General features: G+C 72.0%; 19 protein-coding genes. 10 read left to right on the top strand and 9 right to left on the bottom strand.

The features are described from left to right. Window positions 1-48: 48 nt before the first annotated feature. Genes E4P39_RS09500 through E4P39_RS09490 form a run of 3 tightly spaced genes read right to left on the bottom strand, consistent with a single transcriptional unit; the run spans window position 49 to window position 2,476 of the window. The gene (locus E4P39_RS09500; protein WP_135136227.1) at window positions 49-1,044 is read right to left on the bottom strand and encodes an aldo/keto reductase; all 996 of its coding nucleotides are present in this window, start codon (window positions 1,042-1,044) and stop codon (window positions 49-51) included. Next, on the bottom strand, window positions 1,041-1,439 hold the full coding sequence (locus E4P39_RS09495; protein WP_135136225.1) for a cupin domain-containing protein: 399 nt from the start codon (window positions 1,437-1,439) through the stop codon (window positions 1,041-1,043). Before E4P39_RS09495 ends, E4P39_RS09500 begins: the two co-directional genes overlap by 4 nt. Window positions 1,440-1,453: 14 nt before the next feature. Beyond that, complete coding sequence (locus E4P39_RS09490; protein WP_209306450.1) at window positions 1,454-2,476, bottom strand: alcohol dehydrogenase catalytic domain-containing protein; 1,023 nt, start codon at window positions 2,474-2,476, stop codon at window positions 1,454-1,456. Window positions 2,477-2,651: 175 nt separating this feature from the next. Here E4P39_RS09490 and E4P39_RS09485 point away from each other — a divergent pair, with 175 nt between their 5' ends. Beyond that, window positions 2,652-3,542 carry a helix-turn-helix transcriptional regulator gene (locus tag E4P39_RS09485; RefSeq protein WP_209306449.1) on the top strand — a complete coding sequence of 297 codons (891 nt, stop codon included), beginning with the start codon at window positions 2,652-2,654 and terminating at the stop codon, window positions 3,540-3,542. A gap of 28 nt (window positions 3,543-3,570) precedes the next feature. On the opposite strand, the gene E4P39_RS09480 is transcribed toward E4P39_RS09485, so the two are convergent. Continuing rightward, window positions 3,571-4,725 carry an acyl-CoA dehydrogenase family protein gene (locus E4P39_RS09480; RefSeq protein ID WP_135136223.1) on the bottom strand — a complete coding sequence of 385 codons (1,155 nt, stop codon included), beginning with the start codon at window positions 4,723-4,725 and terminating at the stop codon, window positions 3,571-3,573. 273 nt (window positions 4,726-4,998) lie between these two features. On the opposite strand from E4P39_RS09480, the gene E4P39_RS09475 reads away from it, so the two are divergent. Genes E4P39_RS09475 through E4P39_RS09465 form a run of 3 tightly spaced genes read left to right on the top strand, consistent with a single transcriptional unit; the run spans window position 4,999 to window position 7,247 of the window. Continuing rightward, complete coding sequence (locus E4P39_RS09475; RefSeq protein ID WP_135136221.1) at window positions 4,999-5,262, top strand: acyl carrier protein; 264 nt, start codon at window positions 4,999-5,001, stop codon at window positions 5,260-5,262. Window positions 5,263-5,265: 3 nt separating this feature from the next. Continuing rightward, window positions 5,266-6,537 carry an AMP-binding protein gene (locus E4P39_RS09470; RefSeq protein ID WP_135136219.1) on the top strand — a complete coding sequence of 424 codons (1,272 nt, stop codon included), beginning with the start codon at window positions 5,266-5,268 and terminating at the stop codon, window positions 6,535-6,537. After that, a complete protein-coding gene (locus E4P39_RS09465) occupies window positions 6,534-7,247 on the top strand; it encodes an SDR family oxidoreductase (protein WP_135136217.1) in 714 nt (237 codons plus the stop codon). The genes E4P39_RS09470 and E4P39_RS09465 overlap by 4 nt, the downstream gene beginning before the upstream one ends. A 33-nt stretch (window positions 7,248-7,280) precedes the next feature. On the opposite strand, the gene E4P39_RS09460 is transcribed toward E4P39_RS09465, so the two are convergent. After that, the gene (locus E4P39_RS09460; protein WP_135136215.1) at window positions 7,281-8,051 is read right to left on the bottom strand and encodes a WxcM-like domain-containing protein; all 771 of its coding nucleotides are present in this window, start codon (window positions 8,049-8,051) and stop codon (window positions 7,281-7,283) included. Window positions 8,052-8,092: 41 nt separating this feature from the next. Between E4P39_RS09460 and E4P39_RS09455 the strand changes: the two genes are divergently transcribed. Continuing rightward, window positions 8,093-8,845, top strand: coding sequence for an N-acetyltransferase (locus E4P39_RS09455; RefSeq protein ID WP_135136213.1), 753 nt, complete (start codon window positions 8,093-8,095; stop codon window positions 8,843-8,845). Window positions 8,846-8,849: 4 nt separating this feature from the next. Here the strand turns inward: E4P39_RS09455 and purE are convergent, their stop codons facing one another. After that, a complete protein-coding gene (gene purE, locus E4P39_RS09450) occupies window positions 8,850-9,365 on the bottom strand; it encodes a 5-(carboxyamino)imidazole ribonucleotide mutase (protein WP_135136212.1) in 516 nt (171 codons plus the stop codon). An 11-nt stretch (window positions 9,366-9,376) separates the two neighbouring features. Then, the gene (locus E4P39_RS09445; RefSeq protein WP_209306448.1) at window positions 9,377-10,582 is read right to left on the bottom strand and encodes a 5-(carboxyamino)imidazole ribonucleotide synthase; all 1,206 of its coding nucleotides are present in this window, start codon (window positions 10,580-10,582) and stop codon (window positions 9,377-9,379) included. Window positions 10,583-10,662: 80 nt separating this feature from the next. Between E4P39_RS09445 and E4P39_RS09440 the strand changes: the two genes are divergently transcribed. The 5 genes from E4P39_RS09440 (at window position 10,663) to E4P39_RS23180 (ending at window position 16,322) form a co-directional block, all read left to right on the top strand. Further along, window positions 10,663-11,154 carry a GtrA family protein gene (locus E4P39_RS09440; protein ID WP_135136210.1) on the top strand — a complete coding sequence of 164 codons (492 nt, stop codon included), beginning with the start codon at window positions 10,663-10,665 and terminating at the stop codon, window positions 11,152-11,154. Between the two features lie 132 nt (window positions 11,155-11,286). After that, window positions 11,287-13,554, top strand: a complete 2,268-nt coding sequence (locus tag E4P39_RS09435; RefSeq protein WP_135136208.1) for a hypothetical protein — start codon at window positions 11,287-11,289, stop codon at window positions 13,552-13,554. A gap of 167 nt (window positions 13,555-13,721) precedes the next feature. Continuing rightward, window positions 13,722-14,870: a DegT/DnrJ/EryC1/StrS family aminotransferase gene (locus E4P39_RS09430; protein WP_135136207.1), complete on the top strand. Its 1,149-nt coding sequence runs from the start codon at window positions 13,722-13,724 to the stop codon at window positions 14,868-14,870. A 37-nt stretch (window positions 14,871-14,907) separates the two neighbouring features. Then, a complete protein-coding gene (locus tag E4P39_RS09425) occupies window positions 14,908-15,840 on the top strand; it encodes an NAD-dependent epimerase/dehydratase family protein (RefSeq protein WP_135136205.1) in 933 nt (310 codons plus the stop codon). A 5-nt stretch (window positions 15,841-15,845) separates the two neighbouring features. Next, the gene (locus tag E4P39_RS23180) at window positions 15,846-16,322 is read left to right on the top strand and encodes an acyltransferase (RefSeq protein ID WP_167761717.1); all 477 of its coding nucleotides are present in this window, start codon (window positions 15,846-15,848) and stop codon (window positions 16,320-16,322) included. Window positions 16,323-16,401: 79 nt separating this feature from the next. On the opposite strand, the gene E4P39_RS09415 is transcribed toward E4P39_RS23180, so the two are convergent. Further along, window positions 16,402-17,367 (bottom strand): Gfo/Idh/MocA family oxidoreductase, encoded by a 966-nt coding sequence (locus tag E4P39_RS09415; protein WP_135136203.1) that lies wholly within the window; start codon window positions 17,365-17,367, stop codon window positions 16,402-16,404. A gap of 1 nt (window position 17,368) precedes the next feature. Beyond that, window positions 17,369-18,460 (bottom strand): DegT/DnrJ/EryC1/StrS family aminotransferase, encoded by a 1,092-nt coding sequence (locus tag E4P39_RS09410; protein WP_167761716.1) that lies wholly within the window; start codon window positions 18,458-18,460, stop codon window positions 17,369-17,371. Between the last annotated feature and the right edge of the window lie 30 nt (window positions 18,461-18,490).

Below are 18,490 nucleotides of genomic sequence, written 5' to 3'. Positions count from 1 at the left end.
GAGGTTCGACGACGCCCGCGGGTCGTTCCGGAGTGCGCCGGCCGGCCGTCAGCTGCGGTCGACCATGCGCTCCAGGTGTTCGGGGTAACGGGCACCCTGCACCTGGATCCGCGCCGCGGCGGCCTCGATCTCCGCGAGGTCGCCGGGGGTGAGCTCGACGGCGGCCGCCCCGACGTTCTCCTCGAGGCGGTGCAGCCTCTTCGTGCCGGGAATGGGGACGATCCACGGCTGCTGCGCCAGCAGCCAGGCGAGCGCGAGCTGGCCGGTCGTCGCCTGCTTGCGCTCGGCGATCCTCGCGAGGAGGTCGACGAGCGCCTGGTTGGCCTGCCGCGCCTCCTCGGTGAAGCGCGGGATCGTGCTGCGGATGTCGTCGTCGCCGAACGTCGTGGTGGGGTGGACGGTCCCGGTGAGGAAACCCTTGCCGAGCGGGCTGAAGGGGACGAACCCGATGCCCAGCTCCGCGAGCGTGGGCAGCACCTCGCGCTCCGGTTCCCGGAACCAGAGCGAGTACTCGCTCTGCACCGCCGTCACCGGCTGGACGGCGTGCGCGCGCCGGATGGTCCGCGGCGACGCCTCGGACAGCCCGAAGTGCCGCACCGTGCCGGCCGCGATCAGCTCCGCCACCGCGCCGGCGACGTCCTCGATCGGCACGTCGGGGTCGACCCGGTGCTGGTACCAGAGGTCGATGTGGTCGGTGCCGAGCCGGCGCAGCGAACCCTCGGCCGCCCGACGGATGTCCGCCGGCCGGCTGGACAGGCCGGTCGACCGGCCGTCGGCGTCGAAGGCGAAGCCGAACTTGGTCGCGATGACCACGCGGTCCCGGACCGGCCGCAGGGCCTCGCCGACGAGTTCCTCGTTGACGAAGGGCCCGTAGACCTCCGCGGTGTCGAAGAACGTCACGCCGCGATCGACGGCAGCCCGGAGCAGGTCGACCGCCGCACGACGATCCGGCACGGGGCCGTAGCTCTGGCTCAGGCCCATGCAGCCGAGTCCGAGCGCCGACACGTCCAGGTCCTGCCCGAGCGTGCGCGCAGGGAGCGTCATGCCGTCCATCCCTCCGGATAGCCGTACTCGTCGTCGGTCACGTGGGCGCCCCACGTGGTCTCGTCGCCCTCCCAGATGGCGGTGTGCGCCATGAAGCGGTCGGGGGCGGCGCCGTGCCAGTGCTCCTCGCCGGGCGGCGTCCAGACGACGTCGCCGGGCCGGATGACGACCACCTCGCCGCCGCGGGACCGGACCAGGCCGACGCCGTCGGTGACGTGCAGGGCCTGGCCGTTGGCGTGCGAGTGCCACGCGGTGCGGGCGCCGGGCGCGAACCGGACGGTGTTGACGCGGGTGCGCATCGGGTCCTCGCCGCGGAACACGACGTCGAAGTGGACGTCGCCGGTGAACCACTCGGCCGGGCCCTTGACGGTCGACTGCCTGTATTGGATCTCCACTGTTCTCTCTCCTCTCAGGGGCGGACGAGGACCTTGAGCGCCTCGCGGGCGTCCATCGCGCGGTACCCGTCGGGGACGCCGTCGAGGCCGACGGTGGTGTCGAAGACGCGGCCCGGCTGGAGGCGGCCCTCGAGCACGTCGGGCAGCAGCTCCTCGATGTAGGCGCGCTGCGCGCCGGGCCCGCCGGTGAGGGTGATGTTGCGGCCGAACAGGCTGCCGAAGCCGACCGGCGCCTCCTCGTACTGCGGCACGCCCACCCGGCTGATCACCCCGCCGGCCCGGACCGTGCCGACAGCCTGCTCGTAGGCCGGCATGTGGCCGACGCACTCGAGCACGGCGTGCGTGCCGTGGCCGCCGGTCAGCTCGCGGACCTTCGCGACGCCCTCCTCGCCGCGCTCGGCGACGACGTCGGTGGCGCCGAAGTCCCGGCCCAGGTCGGTGCGCGACGTGTGGCGGCCCATCAGGATGATCCGCTCGGCCCCCAGCCGCCGGGCCGAGAGCACCGCCAGCAGGCCCACCGCGCCGTCACCGATCACCGTCACCGACGTGCCCGGGGTCACCCGGCCCGTCACGGCCGCGTGGTAACCGGTGATGAAGACGTCGGACAGCGTCAGCAGCGACGGCAGGAGCTCCGAGTCCTCGCCGACCGGCGCCGTGACCAGGGTGCCGTCCGCCTGCGGCACGCGCACCGCCTCGGCCTGCGCGGTGGAGAAGAACCCGCCGTGCTCGCAGGAGGTGTTCAGGCCCTCGCGGCAGAACGAACAGGTGTTGTCGAACCAGGCGAACGGGGCGATCACGAAGTCGCCGCGCTTGATCCTGGCGACCTCGGAGCCGACCTCCTCGACGACGCCGATGAACTCGTGGCCCATCGGGCTGCCTTCTGCGGAGGCCGGCCTGGAGTGGTAGGGGTGCAGGTCGCTGCCGCAGACGCAGGAGCGGACCACCCGCACGAGGGCGTCGGTGGGTTGCTCCAGCTTCGGATCGGGCGCGTCGACCACGCGCACGTCGCCGGCGCCGTACATGAATGCTGCTCGCATCGGAGGAGATCCCATCTCTGTGCTGTCGGTGGAGCCCGGCGGGCCCGGCTCCGAGAGGAGCGGCCCGGGGCGCGATCCCCAGCGAACCCCGGACCGGGGCCGCGTGGCAGTGCCTGCCGTTCCAGGTACCGACAGGGCCCCCCTTCCCGGTTGCGGCCGACCTAGCCTCGAGGTCGTGGACAGCAACGCGATGCGCGACGAGGTGCGCGACTTCCTCGCCTCCCGGCGCTCCCGGATCACTCCCGAGCAGGCCGGCCTGCCGGTCTACGGCGGCAACCGCCGGGTGAAGGGACTCCGCCGCGAGGAACTGGCGATGCTCGCCGGCGTATCGGTGGACTACTACACCCGCCTCGAGCGGGGCCACCTCGGCGGCGCCTCCGACAGCGTGCTGGACGCGATCGCCCGGGCGCTGCAGCTCGACGAGGCCGAGACCCAGCACCTCTTCGACCTCGCCCGTGCGGCCGGTTCGGCCCCGGCCCGGGCTCGACGCCGCTCGTCGCAGCCGAGGGTGCGGGCCAGCGTGCAGGCGATGCTGGATGCCATGACCGGCGCGCCGGCCGTCGTCCGCAACGACCGGCTGGACATCCTCGCCAGCAACCCGCTCGGCCGCGCGCTGTACTCCGAGCTGTACCGCGATCCGGTCCGGCCGGCCAACCACGCCCGCTTCGCGTTCCTCGACGCGCGGGCCCGCGACTTCTGGGTCGACTGGGAGCGCGCCGCGAACGACACGGTCGGCGTCCTGCGCGCCGCGGCGGGCCGCAACCCCTACGACAAGGCGCTCACCGCGCTCGTCGGGGAGCTCTCCACCCGCAGTGAGGACTTCCGCACCCGGTGGGCGACGCACCACGTCCACCTGCACCTGGGTGGGGCGAAGCTGATCAACCACCCGGTCGTCGGCCGGCTCGAGCTCATGTACGACACCCTGGAACTCCCGGCCGACCCCGGCCTGACGATGCTGGTCTACACCGCCGAGCCGGCGTCCCCGTCGGCCGACGCCCTCACCCTCCTGGCCAGCTGGGCGGCGAGCGACAGCTCCGAGCCGGCCCCGGCAGCGGACCGGCCCTGAGCGGCGACGGCTGCTTCAGGAGGCTCTGCTACTTCAGGAGACTCCGCGCGATCACCATGCGCTGCACCTGGTTGGTGCCCTCGTAGATCTGGGTGATCTTGGCGTCCCGCATCATCCGCTCGACCGGGAAGTCCTGGGTGTAGCCGGCGCCGCCGAACAGCTGGACGGCGTCGGTGGTCACCTGCATGGCGACGTCGGAGGCGAACGCCTTGGCCGACGCGGAGACCCGCGTGACGTCGGACCGGCCCTGCTCGCCTGCCGCGGCCGCCACGTAGACCAGGTGCCGCGCGGCCTCGATCTTCATCTCCATGTCGGCGAGCATGAACTGGACGCCCTGGAAGCTGCCGATGCTCGTGCCGAACTGCTTGCGGTCCTTGACGTAGGCGACCGAGGCGTCGAGCGCACCCTGCGCGACACCGACGGCCTGCGCGCCGATGGTGGGGCGGGTGAAGTCCAGCGTCCGCAGCGCGGTCTTGAAGCCGGTGCCGGGCGCCCCGATGATCCGGTCGGCCGGGATGGTGCAGTCGGTGAAGTACAGCTCGCAGGTGGGCGACCCCTTGATGCCCATCTTGCGTTCCTTCGGGCCGACGGCGAAGCCCGGGTCGTCGCGGTGGACGACGAACGCGGAGATGCCGTTGGCACCCTTCTCGGCGTCGGTGACGGCCATGACCGTGTACCACTCCGAGATCCCGGAGTTCGTGATCCAGGCCTTGGTTCCGTTCAGCACCCACGAGTCCCCGTCGAGCCGGGCGCGGGTCCTCATCGCGGCGGCGTCGGAGCCGGCCTCGCGCTCCGAGAGCCCGTAACTGATCATCGCGTCACCGGCGGCGATCGACGGCAGCACCTTCCGCTTCACGTCCTCGGACGCCGACAGGATGATCGGCATCGAGCCGAGCTTGTTGACCGCCGGGATCAGCGACGCGCTCATGTCGACCCGGGCGACCTCCTCGATCACGATGCACGTCGCGATCGCGTCGGCGCCCTCGCCGCCGTAGGCCTCGGGAATGTGCGTTGCGTGGAAGCCCGCCGTCGTCAGCGCCTTCTGCGCCTCGATCGGGAAGCGGGACTCGGCGTCCACCTCGGCCGCGAACGGGGCGATCTCGCGTTCGGCGATCTCGCGGACCGCCTCCCGGATGGCGTCGTGCTCGTCGGTCAGCGCGTACAGCGAAACGTTGTTACCCACGGGTACAGCGTAGGCCCGGACACCCGCTCGTCGGCAGCCGGACGCTCCCGAAGGTGTGGCTGCGGGCGACCGCGGCCGGGGCCGATCACAGGGCGTCGCGGCCGCCGTCGTGGTCGGACGGCTCAGAGGACACGCGGCAGGGCCGCAACTGCCGGCAAGTAGGGTGACCGAGCGGCAACCCACCATGTCCGGCTGGGTCGGACAGTCAAGCAGACCGGCCGGCTGGTCTCAGCCAGGAGGCCAGCCGCGTTCATGCGTGTAACTGGAGGTTCAGTGACCGACTTGGCGCACGTTCGAGAGGTCATCACGCGGGAGATCACGGATCTCTTCGTGGAAGAGGGCAAGCCCGTTCCCAAGCTCCAGGACGACGACATCCTGCTGGAGTCAGGGCTCGACAGCCTCGGTTTCGCGGTCATCGTGACGCGGCTCGAGGAGTCCCTGGGTTATGACCCCTTCACCGTGATGGACGAGCCCGTCTACCCGCAGACGCTGGGCGAGTTCGTCGACATCTATGCCGCCCACGCCCCGACGCGCTGAGCCGTGAGCTCGGCACCGAACTTCGCGACGGGCCGCGGGGACGCGATCCGGGACCGCTCCCTCACCGTCACCCACGAGCAACTGGTCTCCGACGCCTTCGGGCTTCGCACGCACGTCCCCTTCGGAGCAGCGGTGGCGCTGCGCGGCCGACGGGCCCGGACCGTGGCGGCGGCCGTGCTCGCCCTCGAGGGCTGGGCGTCACGGGTGGACCTGCTCGGACCGGTCGAGGACACGCCGGAGGACGCCGATCGGGTCCTGGTGGACGACACCCTGGTGTCGGATCAGACGACTCCAGCCTCCGCGACGGTCGTCTCGGAGCGCCCCGCCACGGAGACACCGACGGTCTGGCGGCTGTTCACCTCCGGAACGACGGGTGCGCCCAAGGCCATCGATCACACTCTGGCGTCGCTGACCCGCACCGTGCAACGGGCCCGCGGGGACGCCGGCATGCGGCGCACCTGGGGCCTCGTGTACGAGCCGACCCGCCTGGCCGGCATGCAGGTTCTCCTGCAGTCGCTGAGCAACGGGGATCTGCTCCTCGACGCGGCGTCCGACGAACCCCTTCCCGAGCGGCTGCGGTGGCTCGCCGAGCAGCGTGTCGACTCGCTGTCGGCCACCCCCACCCTCTGGCGCCAGGTGTTGCAGAGCGCCGATCCCGCCTCACTGCCCCTCAGGCAGATCACGCTGGGCGGGGAGATCGCCGATCAGCTCGTGCTCAATGCTCTCGCCCGGACGTTCCCGGACGCCCGGATCACCCACATCTTCGCGTCCACGGAGACCGGGGCAGCTTTCGCCGTCAACGACGGTCGGGAGGGCTTCCCGCTCAGCTACCTGTCCGAACCGCCCCGAGGCGTCCACCTCGAGGTTCGCGACGGCATCCTGTTCGTCGAGGCGCCCGGGACGAGCGCCGCCGGTCCGGATGGCTTCGCGAGCACCGGGGACCTCGTCGAGGTCACCGACGATCGGGTGATCTTCCTGGGCCGCGCGTCCGGAGTGGTCAACGTCGGAGGCGTCAAGGTGGCACCGGAGCAGGTCGAAGCGGTCCTCCGCGCCCATCCGGACGTGCTGGACGCCGTCGTCCGGTCACGCCGCAACGCCTTCAGCGGCTCCATCCTCGTGGCAGACGTCGTGGTCACCCCCGACGCCTCCCGCGAGGCTCTCTCCGCGCGCCTCCGGGCGCATGTCGCGGCACAGCTCCCGTCCGCGCACGTACCGGCCTCGGTCAAGGTCGTGCCGGAGCTCTCCACCTCAGTCACAGGAAAGGCCGGCCGATGAGCAGCGACGACCTCGTGGTGATCAGCGGGACCAGCAGCGGCCTGGGTCAGGCCACCGCGCGCCGGCTCACGGCCGACGGGTACCGCGTGCTGGGACTCTCACGGCGGGACGTCGACCCCCAGGACATCGGCAAGGGCTACTCGCACCTGGCGGTCGACCTGAAGGACCTCGACGGGCTCCCGGCCGTGGCGCGCCGGGTCCTCGACGAGCACGGCACCCCGTACGGCCTGGTGAACAACGCGGCCGCGGGCAACGACGGCCTGCTCCCTACGATGCACAACAGCGAGATCCGCTCGACCATCGAGCTGGACCTGCTCTCCCCCATCCTCCTGACCAAGTACCTGTGCCGCCCGATGCTCTCCAAGGGACGCGGCCGAGTCGTCAACGTGTCGTCGATCATCGCGACCACCGGCTTCCGCGGGCTGTCGGTCTACGGCGCGGCGAAGGCGGGACTCGAGGGCTTCACGCGTGGCCTCTCCCGCGACCTCGGCGCCCGCGGGGTCACGGTGAACTGCGTGGCACCGGGCTTCGTCGCGACGGAGATGACCGACGTCCTCGGCGGACAGCTCGACCGGATCAAGAAGCGCAGCCCGCTGAACCGTTTCGCGACCCCCGACGAGATCGCCGGGGCCATCGCCTACCTGCTGTCGCCCGACGCCGCCGGCGTCACCGGGACCGTGCTCACGGTGGACGCCGGATCGACGGCCTGAGGCCGGCTTCTCGGCGGACCGACCCCGGTTCCGTCAGCCCGTAACGAGCGCCTCGAACTCGGCGTAGTCGCGGATGTAGTCGGCGGCGTCGTAGCGATCCGAGGCCAGCACCACGAGCACGGAGTCGGGCTCGTAGTCGAACTGACCGCCCCACACCATCGGCGGGACGTGCAGACCGACGCTCGGCCGGTCCAGCACGACCTCGGCACGGTGCCGGCCGTCGTCCACCAGGGTCCGGACGCTGCCGTGCACGCAGAGCAGGAACTGGTGGAGTTCCCGGTGGGCGTGCTCACCCCGCGCCTCGCGGGAGGGAACGTCGTACTGGATGAAGACACGGCGCGGCACGAAGGGCAGCTGGGCGTCGACCTCCGCGAAGGAGAGCGCCCCCCGGACGTCGCGGATGTCGGGCAGGGCGACCAGCCGGGCGCCCTGGACCGCCCCCATGTCTCCCAGAGCACTCGCACCACCGGAGGAGGCCGTCGACGTGCCGACGTAGCCGGTGATCCGCGGAGGCGTGCCGCCGACGATGGCCCGGGCCGGTACGTCGGTGAGCAGCACCGTCCCGGCCTCCACCCGCGCGTACCGGCCGATGGTCACCCGGCCCTCGACCACGGCGCGGGCGCCGACGACGCTCTCGCGACCGATGACCAGACGCTCGCCGGGTGGCGCGCTGAGCACCGCGAGCGGCCCGATGCGGGCGCCGGCCTCGACGACGACCTCGCCGTGCAGCACGGCACCTGGACCGATCGAGGCGGTCGAGTCGACCAGGGCTGCTTCGTCGATCCATCCAGGCACGTCGGTCACGCCGAAAAACCTACCCGAGGGCGGCAGGTAGCCTTCGGCGCGTGATCCACCCCACGGCCATCATCGACCCGGCGGCACGTCTCGGCGAGGGGGTCGAGGTCGGGCCCTTCTCGATCGTCCACGCCGACGTGGAACTGGGTGACGGGTCGGTCGTCGGCTCGCACTGCGAGCTCGGCCACCCGGCGGCGGCCGGTGACGTCGGCCCGCTCCGCATCGGATCGGGCGCCCTGATCCGCTCGCACAATGTCGTGTACGCCGGCTCCACCTTCGGGGACGGGCTGCAGACCGGTCACCAGGTGACCATCCGCGAGGGCATCGAGGCCGCCGAGGGCCTGCGGGTGGGAACGCTCGGCGATCTCCAGGGCGATGCCACCTTCGGCCGCCACGTGCGCCTGCACTCCAACGTCAACATCGGCCGCGGATCCAGGATCGCCGAGTTCGTCTGGATCTTCCCCTACGTCGTCCTCACCAACGACCCGCACCCACCGAGCGACGGCTTCCACGCCGGGGTGACCATCGAGCGGTTCGCGGTCGTGGCGACCTCATCCGTCGTCTTCCCAGGGGTGACCATCGGCGAAGGATCCCTGGTCGGCGCCCAGTCCCTCGTCCGAGACGACGTCCCGCCCGGGATGATCTACTCGGGGAACCCCGGCAAGGTGCTCGCACCGGCCAAGCGCCTGCTGCTCTCCGACCGCTCGGGGCCGGCCTACCCGTGGCGGCGGCACTTCCACCGGGGCTACCCGGACGACGTCGTCCAGGGCTGGATCGCCGAGTTCGCCAAGCCGGGCTCCTGACGCCTCAGTCCGCGGCCAGCCGCTGCTGCAGGAGAACGTCCCGGGCGAGGACCTGATCGGCCAGATCGGCCTGGAAGCGCTCCACCGCGGCGCGGAGGGCGTCGTCCCCGGTGGCCAGGATTCGGACGGCGAGCAGTCCGGCGTTGCGTCCCCCGTCGATGCCGACGGTCGCAACGGGCACGCCGGCCGGCATCTGCACGATCGACAGCAGGCTGTCGAGGCCGTCGAGCCGGTCCAGCGGGCGCGGGACGCCGATGACGGGGAGCGGGGTCGCCGCGGCGATCATCCCGGGCAGGTGGGCCGCGCCTCCGGCTCCGGCGATGACCACCCGCACACCCCGGCCGGCCGCGGACTCCGCGTAGTCGAGCATGCGTCGCGGCGTCCGGTGAGCCGAGACGACGTGCGCCTCGTACGGGACGTCGAACTCCTCGAGGGCGAGGGCCGCGGGCTCCATCATCGGCCAGTCCGAGTCGCTGCCCATGACGATGCCCACCGCGGGGTCCCCGGACGCGTCGCTCATGCCCACACTCCTCAGTGCTCCTGCTCGAAGGCGAAGGCGTCGTCGAGAATGCCTTCGGCCAGGTACCGGGCGGCGGCGGTGGCCCGCGACCGGACCTGGTGGAGGTCCTCTCCCAGCGCCGTGACGTGGCCCAGCTTGCGGCCCGGGCGTTGCCCCTTGCCGTACCAGTGCAGCTTCACGTCGGGCCAGTGCGCCATGAGGTGGTGCATCCGCTCGTCCAGCGGCGGACCCTCCCAGCCCGCGGCCGAGGCGGCGCCGCCGAGCACGTTGACCATGACCACGACGGGGGCCGTCATGGCGGTCGAGCCCAGCGGGTAGTCCAGGACGGCGCGCAGATGCTGCTCGAACTGGCTGGTCCGCGACCCCTCGATGGTCCAGTGGCCGGAGTTGTGCGGGCGCATCGCGAGCTCGTTGACGAGCACCCCGTCCGCGGTCTCGAACAGCTCGACGGCGAGCATCCCGACCACGCCGAGCCTGTCGGCGATCCGGACGGCGAGTTCCTGGGCGGCCGTGGCCCGCTCGCCGGCGAGTCCGGGAGCCGGGACCAGCACTTCGTTGCAGACGCCGTCACGTTGCACGGTCTCGACGACGGGCCAGACGGCGACCTGCCCGAAGGGCGACCGCGCCACCTGGGCAGCCAGCTCCCGCACCATGGCCACGCGCTCCTCGACGAGCAGGGTGCCGTGCGTGTCGAGCAGGGCAGCCGCCTCCGCCGCGTCATCCACGACGAACACGCCCTTGCCGTCGTAGCCGCCCCGCGGCGTCTTGAGCACGACCGGCCAGCCGTGCGCGGCCGCGAAGTCCTCGACGTCCGCTACCTGCGACGCCTCCACCCACGCAGGCTGCGGCTCACCGGCGGTGGCCAGCGCCGCCCGCAGGACCAGTTTGTCCTGGGCGTGGACGAGCGCCGCCGGGCCGGGCGCCACGCGGTGCCCGGCCTGCTCGAGCGCCACCAGGTGCTCGGTCGGCACGTGCTCGTGGTCGAAGGTTACGACGGTGGCGCCCTCGGCCAGCCGCTGCAGGTCGGCCAGGTCGCGGTGGCTCCCGATGTGGACGTCGGCGGCGACGAGCGCGGCGGACTCCGACGGTTCGGTGGCCAGCACGCGGACCGACTGCCCGAGCGCGATGGCCGCCTGGTGCGTCATCCGGGAGAGCTGCCCGCCGCCGACCATGGCCACCACCGGCAGCATGGTGCGCGGGTCCAGGGGATCGGCCATGGTGGGCGTAGGTTAGCTGCCGCGCTCCCGCCGGCTCCGCGGTACGCCACCGGGGCGTCCGGCGTCGGTACAGTTCCGGCGTGCCGGTCGAACCTCTCCGTGGCGCCCTGCGCGACCGCTGGCGGGTGCTCGGCAAGGAACTCAGCGCCTTCGGCGTCGTCGGGGCGACCTGTTTCGTCCTCGACCTCGCGCTGTTCCAGCTGCTCTACGTCCACGTCGGGGCGGGCGCCGTCACCTCGAAGCTCGTGGCCACGCTGATCACGATGGCCCTGGCCTTCGCCGGCCACCGCCTCTGGTCGTTCTCCCACCGGGCCCGCACGGGCCTGACCCGGGAGTCGCTGCGCTTCGCCGTGGTCAACGGCGTCACGCTCGGCCTGGGCCTGGGCATCGTCGCGTTCGTCCGGTACCCGCTCGGCCAGGACGACGCCGCGGTGCTGCAGGTGGCCAACGTTACCGCCATCGCCCTCGGAACGGTCGTGCGCTACCTCTCCTACCGGCACTGGGTGTTTCCCGCCCTGCCCGGACCGGCCACCGCAGCGGACGGGCGGACCGTCTCGGCGCACGCGGGCTGATCCGCGGGGGACGGACAGGTTCACCGCGAGGGCGTGCGGCCCCTGCGACACCGCATCGCCACTGTGACGGACGGGGTCTCTCCCCGGGCGGTGCGGCGACGAGACGCACTCCTTCCGTTACCTTCGGTCATCGTGACGACCGCGATGCTCCGGCCGACGACACCTGACGACGGTGGGGCCACGACGGTGGACGACCCGGACGCCAGTCGCACGGGGGTGCGCGGCTCTCGTCGGCGCGGTCGGCCTGCTCCGGACGCCGCTCTGCTCGCCGCGGCGATCGCCACGGTCGCCGTCCTGGTCAAGTTCACCTGGCCCCGGTTCACCTGGTTCGGCGACAACACCGAGTCCTTCTACCCCATGTGGCACATGGTGGGTTCGGCCCTGCGCGAGGGGCGCTGGCTCGGCTTCGACCCGACCGGCTTCGCGGGTGCGAATGTGGTCGGCGAATCGGGCTACGGGCTGTTCAACCCGGTGACGCTGGCCAATGCGGTGTTCATCTCGGGCTTCGACGAGCTGGCGCGGGCCTCCTTCCTCGTCACGGCCGAGTTCCTGATCCTTCTCGGCCTCGCCGTCCGGCGCCTCGCCCTGACCTACGGCGCCGGCCGCGCGTCCGCCTTCGCCGTCGGCATCATCGTTCCGTTCAGCGGCTTCACCCTCTACTGGGACGCGGGCAACTGGATCGGCGGCCTCATGTCGATCACGTGGGTCGTCTGGACCTGGGGGGCGGCCCGCCGCTATGCCACCGGGGCCGGTGGTCCGGGCGCACTCATCGTCTTCGGGGCCCTCGCGGTCACCGTCGGGTACCCGTACGCCCTGCTCGGCGTGGTCGTCGTCCTGGCCGGATCGAGCGTCGAGTTGCTGTCCGCCCGGCGGTTCCGACGCCTGGGCGGCCTGGTCGTCGCCGGCCTGTGCATCGGCGCCGCGGCCCTGTTGACCTACCTCCCCCTGATCGCCGCCCTGCCGATGGGCTACCGCGACGGCGCGGCGACGGTCTCCAACGTGAGCTACCTCGCCCCGTCGATCGGGGACCTGCTGGGGCTCAGCAGCCCCACCCTGCTGCCCGAGATCAACGCCTGGGGGGGCACGTCCGACGTCGTGCCGTCGGTCTACCTGAGCTGGGTCGTGCTCCCGCTGCTGCCGTGGCTGCGGTGGCGCAGCTCCGGCGACTGGCGCGGCCGCCTCGGGTTGCTGGTGCCCACCGGGTTCTTCCTGCTGTGCACCCTGGGGCCGGACCGGCTGTGGATGTTCCGGTGGCCGCTGCGGCTGGTCGAGTACTCCTATGTCGGGCTCGTCGTCTGCTTCGCGATACTGCTGTCGGCGGGGCTGGCGACCGACCAGGTGCGGCGTCGTGCCGGTATCAGCGCGGGAATCGTCGCGGCCGGCTTCTTCTTCGCCTGGTCGAGCACCCCCGACGACGTGCTCGCCCACCTGGGCTGGACGGCGGCGGTCGGTGCCCTCGTCGCGGGGACGATCATCGCGGTCCGGCGCCGCGGCATGGGCGCGTTCCCCGCCATGGTGCTGGTCGGCACGATGATCGTCACGCCGGCCCAGGCAGGGACCCACGGCTGGGACCACCACCCGGTCGTGCCCGACCTGGACCTGGGCCGGGTCAGCGACCTGGCGGCGGTGCGGGGCGCCTCCGAGACCTTTCGGGGGACGGTCCTGCAGCTGTCCAACGTGCACACGATCGGCGACGCGGGCGCCACCCGCGGGGGCCGCCTGACCTACGGCAACATGCTGGCCGCTGCCGGGTACGTCTCCGTGAACCACTACACCGGGATCGGTTACGCCGCGTTCCAGCGCAGCCTCTCCTTCGACCACCGCGGCTCTCTCCTGGACAACGACCCGATGCGCCAGCTCAACCGGAACGTCCCGGGCTACCGGGCGCCGCTCGTCGACGTCCTTGGGGTCGACACGCTCGTGCTCACCCGCGGCGCGTTCCGGCCCCGGGACTACGTGCCCCGCCCCGGCTGGCGCACCGTGCTGCGCGACGAGGCCCGGCACGTTCTCCAGCGACGCGAGGTCCCCGCTCCCGGCCCCCGCGTCACCGCGAGCCGCGGCGTCGACGTCGTGGCCGCCGAGGACGCCGGACTGGGCGCGCGAATCTCGGTGCGCTCGGACGACGGCGGCACCATCCTGCTCAACCGGCTCAACTGGCCCGGGTATCGGGCGTCGACGGAGGACGGCCGCACCGTCGCGGTCGGCGAGGGCCCGTACGGCCTGGTGGAGCTCACCGTGCCCCCGGGTGGGACGGTCGTCCACCTGGAGTACGAGATCCCCGGGCTGCGCACCGGCCTCCTGGTCGTGCTCGTGGGCGCCCTGGCCGCCTTCGCGCACCAGTTGCTGTGGCGGCGGGCCCAGCGACGTCCCGGTACGCCGGTCACCCGACCCGTCGCCTAGCGAGAGGTGCCGAGAACGGCGCTCGAGGGCATTTCTTCGGCGCGGGTGACCCTTCCGTCACAGAAGTCGCCGTCGTTCCGGCTGATCCCGGACCGTCCCTGCTCGAGCACGTAGTCTCGAGACCGGGCCGTGACCTTCGCCGGCCCTTCCCGTACGTCAGGAGCCCCATGTCGAGCCCAGCCACCACCGTCGATGTCATCGCTCTCGGGCAGCCGACCTTCGGCGATCCGGAGATCCGCGCCATCGAGGAGGTGTTCCGCTCCGGCTGGGTCGCCGGTCAGGGGCCGACGGGCCAGCGGTTCGGCGAGGCGTTCGCGCGGTCGGCGGGCACCCGGTTCGCCCTCCCGGTCAACAACTGCACGGCCGCGCTGCACCTGGCCGTCTCCGCGCTCGGCCTGAAGGCCGGCGACGAGGTCGTCGTCGCCGACTACACCTTCCCCGCCACGGGGCACTCGGTCGTCTACGGCGGCGGCACGCCGGTCTTCGCCGACGTCCTCCCCGACACCTGGACGATCGACCCCGCGGCCGTCGAGGCCGCCATCACCGAGCGGACCGTCGGCATCATGGCCGTCGACACGCTGGGTCAGCTCGCCGACTACGCCGAGCTCGAGGCCATCGCGGCCAAGCGCGGCCTCTGGCTGGTGGAGGACGCCGCCTGTTCCTCCGGCGCGACCTACCAGGGCCGCCCCGCGGGCAGCTTCGGGGACGCCGCCTGCTTCTCCTTCCACGGCCGCAAGGGCATCACCGCCGGTGAGGGTGGCGCGCTCACGACCGACCGCGAGGACATCGCCACGCGCGCCCGCAAGACGCACAACTTCGGCATCGAGAGCGCCCTCTCCCGCGCCGGCACCACCGGCCTGCCGGTGCCCGAGTTCGACGAGATCGGCTACAACTACAAGCTCTCCGACGTCTCCGCGGCCATCATGCTGGCCCAGCTCGACCGGCTCCCCGACCTGGTGAAGGCCCGCCAGGACGTCGCCGCGGCCTACCAGCGGCTGCTCGGCGACTTCGACCTGGTGACGCTGCCGGTGACGGGCAAGGACCGCACGCACTCCTGGCAGAGCTACGCGCTGACGCTGGACCCGAGCGTCGACCGCGGCGTCGTCGCCTCCGAGCTGCGCAGCCGCGGCGTGCAGTGCAACTTCGGCACCTACGCCTCCCACCTGCAGCCGGTCTACGGCGAGACGAACCCCTGCCCGGTCTCGGCGGACCTCTTCCGCCGGCACCTGGCCATCCCGATGCACGCCAACCTCACCGAGGATCAGATCGAGCGGGTGGCTGCGGCCGTGCGCGAGGTCGTCCCCACCGCTCGCTGACCGCCCCAGCTCACCGAACCTCCCAGGGAGTACTGCCATGTCCACCGTCTTCGTCACCGGAGGGGCCGGCTTCATCGGTTCCCACGTCATCCCCATGCTGCTCGAGCGCGGCGACAAGGTCGTCCTGTTCGACAACATGTTCCGCGGCGACCGCGACAAGGTCGCGGAGTGGGTCGCCACCGGCAACGTGACGTTCATCGACCAGGACGTCCGCTACGGCGGCGCCGTCCACGCCGCCATGAAGGGCTGCGACAAGGTGATCCACCTTGCCGCCGTGTCGATCAACAAGAGCCAGGCCGACCCCTTCGAGAGCATCGACATCAACGTCGTCGGTGAGAACAACGTGTTCGCCGCCGCCGCCGACCACGGCATCGACCGGGTCGTCTTCGCCTCCAGCGCCTCGGTCTACGGCGACCCCGAGACCCTTCCCATGCGGGAGGACGGCCCGGTCAGCCCGCTCACTCCCTACTGCATCGCCAAGCTCGCCGGCGAGCACCTGCTCGACTACTACGCCCGCCGGTCCGGCCTGACGTGGATCGGGCTGCGGTTCTTCAACGTGTACGGCCCCGGCCAGAAGCCGACCGCCTACTACACGTCGGTCATCAACCACTTCGTCAAGCGCCTGCGGGCCGGCGAGCCGCCGATCATCGACGGCAGCGGCGAGCAGTCGATGGACTTCGTGCACGTGCACGACATCGCGCGCTCGGTCGTCATGGCCCTCGACACGGACCCGGCGAAGGCCAACGTCGCGATCAACATCGGCACGGGCCTGGACACCACGGTGGCCGAGCTCGCGCGCACCCTGATCGCCGCCGTCGGCGTGAACGTCGAGCCGCAGTTCAACCCGCGCGACGTGCTCGTCTCGCGGCGGGCCGCCGACATCACGCGCGCCCGCGAGGTGCTCGGCTGGGAGCCGACCATCGACGTGCAGACGGGCATGAAGGAACTGGTCGAGACCGAGATCGTCTGACCCCGGTGACCCGCCCCGACGTCCCGCACGACGACACGGCCTTCCCGCCCAACCCGTACAACCCGCACGCGTGGGTGATCGGGGAGCCGGTCGTGGGTGAGGGCACCTGGATCGGCGCCTTCACCATGATCGACGGCTCCGGCGGGCTGACCATCGGCAGGGGCTGCGACATCTCCAGCGGGGTGCACCTCTACACGCACTCGTCGGTGCGTCGGTGCGTGTCGGGGCGGGAGTTCCCCACGGTCGAGCGGGCGCCGGTGCACATCGGCGACCACGTGTTCATCGGTGCCGGGGCGATCGTGAACATGGGTGTGCGGATCGGCGACCACAGCGTGGTCGGGGCGGGGGCCGTCGTCAGCAGGGACGTCGACCCCTACACGGTCGTCGGCGGCGTGCCGGCCCGGCCGATCGCCACGGTGCACATCGACGGCGGCACGGTGACGTTCCGGCCGCTGGAGGGCGGCGGGGCGTTCCCGGACTGACGGGCGTCCGGAGACCGCAGAAGGGCGGGGGCACCTCGGTGCCCCCGCCCTTCTGCGTCCAGAGGTCAGATCAGCGCGCTCACACCAGCGCGGGGGCCGAGGCGACGACCTCACCGATGACCCGGTGCGCCGGCATGATCGACGCCCGTTCCTCGGCGGCGTCGGCGGTGCCCTCGATGAGGTCGACGAACCGGTTGAGCTGGGCGCCCAGCGGCTCCCCCATGTTGACCAGCGCCGGGATCTCGATGACGGTCTGCTGCCGGTACCCCAGGCCGTCCTCCGTCGCGGCGTCCCCGTCGATGTGCCGGTAGAGGGTCACGCCCTGACGCAGCAGGTCGACCTCGATGACGCGGTCCACCTCGGTGATGGTCAGCGTCCGGATCTTCTGCTGGCCGATCCGCGAGGCCGACGCCGAGGTGAGCCGGCCGCCGGGGAAGGAGAGCATCACCTCGGCCATGTCCTCCGCGCCGGGGACCGACGAGGGGTGGAAGTAGCCCAGCGTGGCGTCGACCTTCGACGGCTCGTCCCCGAGGATCCGCAGGGCGATGTCGACGTCGTGGACCAGGAGGTCCCACGACACCCCGGTCTTGATCCGCGGCGCGTACGGCGAGTGCCGGGTCGTGCGGACGTGCACCGGCTCGCGGGTCAGCTGCATCGCCGTCACGACGGCGCTGTTGTAGCGCTCCAGCAGGCCGCACATCAGCGGGAGGTCGGCCGCGGCCGCCGCGTCGACGATCTCCTGGCTCTTCTCCAGGCTGTCGGCGACCGGCTTCTCCACCAGCATGGGCAGCCGGGCGTCGATCACCTGCAGGGCGAGGTCGTGGTGTGCGTGGGTCGCGGCGGCCACCACGACGGCATCGACGCGGCTCAACTCGGAGAGATCCGGCGCCCACGCGGCGCCGAAGCGGTCGGCCACCGCCCGGCCGATCTCCTCACGGGGCTCCACGACCACCGCGAGGTCGGCACGGGGCGAGTTGTGCAGGACACGGGCGTGCAGGGAGCCCATGGACCCGGTGCCGACGACGGCGATCTGCGGACGTGCCATGTCAGGCTCCCAGTGCTCGGCGGACGGAGTCGACGATCGTGTCGAGCTGCTCGTCGGTGAGGTGCTGGTGGACGGGCAGGGAGAGGCAGCGGCGCGCGACCGACTCGGCCACCGGCACGTCCTCGATCACGACGCGCGGCTCGCTGCGGTAGCAGTCGTAGTCGAACACCGTCCTCGGGTAGTAGATGCCCGCGCCCACGCCCGCCTCGCCGAGGTCGGCGACGACCCGATCCCGGTCGGCCGACTCGTCCAGCAGGACGGTGTACTGGTGCCAGACGTGCGACCGGCCGGGCAGCTCGCGCGGCGGCGTCACCCCGGCGACGTCGGCCAGACCGGCGGTGAGCCGGGCCGCGTTCTTCTTCCGGCGCTCGACGATCTCGTCGATGCGGCCCAGCTGCGGGATGCCGACGGCGGCCTGCAGGTCGGTCATCCGGTAGTTGTGGCCGGCCATCTCGTACTGGTACCGCTGGCGCATACCCTGGTTGCGGAGCACCCGCAGCCGGTCGGCGATCCCGTCGTCGTCGGTGGTGATCATGCCGCCCTCACCGGTCGTGAGGTTCTTCGTCGCGTAGAACGAGAAGCACCCGGTCCCGAACGAGCCCGCGCCCTTGCCCTCGTAGGTGGCGCCGTGCGCCTGGGCGGAGTCCTCGACGACGTGCAGCCCGCGGTCGCGGGCGATGTCCATCAGCGGGCCCATGTCGGCGGTCTGCCCGTAGAGGTGCACCGGCATGAGGACCTTGACGCGGTCCCCCACGGCCGCGGCCACGGCCGCCGGGTCGACGGCGAAGTCGTCCTCGCGGATGTCGGCGAACCGGGCGGTGGCGCCCGCCTCCAGGATCGCGTTGAGCGTGGCGACGAAGGTGAACGGCGAGGTCACGACCTCGTCCCCCGGCTGCAGGTCCAGCACCTGGAGCGCGGCGACGAGTGCCGTCGTCCCGTTGTTGACCGCGACCGCGTGCCGCACGCCGACGATCTCCGCGAACGCGTCCTCGAGCCGCTTGACCATCGGGCCCTGGGCGATGACGCCGGATCGGATCACCTCGAGGACGAGAGGTTCTGCGTCACGGACGTCGACCACGCTGATGGGGATCACGACAGCTGCTTCCGTTCGGTCGTCCAGATC

It is taken from the genome of Blastococcus sp. CT_GayMR19 (genome assembly GCF_004570385.1).
In the GTDB taxonomy this organism is placed as follows: domain Bacteria; phylum Actinomycetota; class Actinomycetes; order Mycobacteriales; family Geodermatophilaceae; genus Blastococcus_B.
The sequence above is the reverse complement of the archived record's forward strand: the minus strand, read 5'-3'. Positions and strand labels throughout refer to the sequence as shown.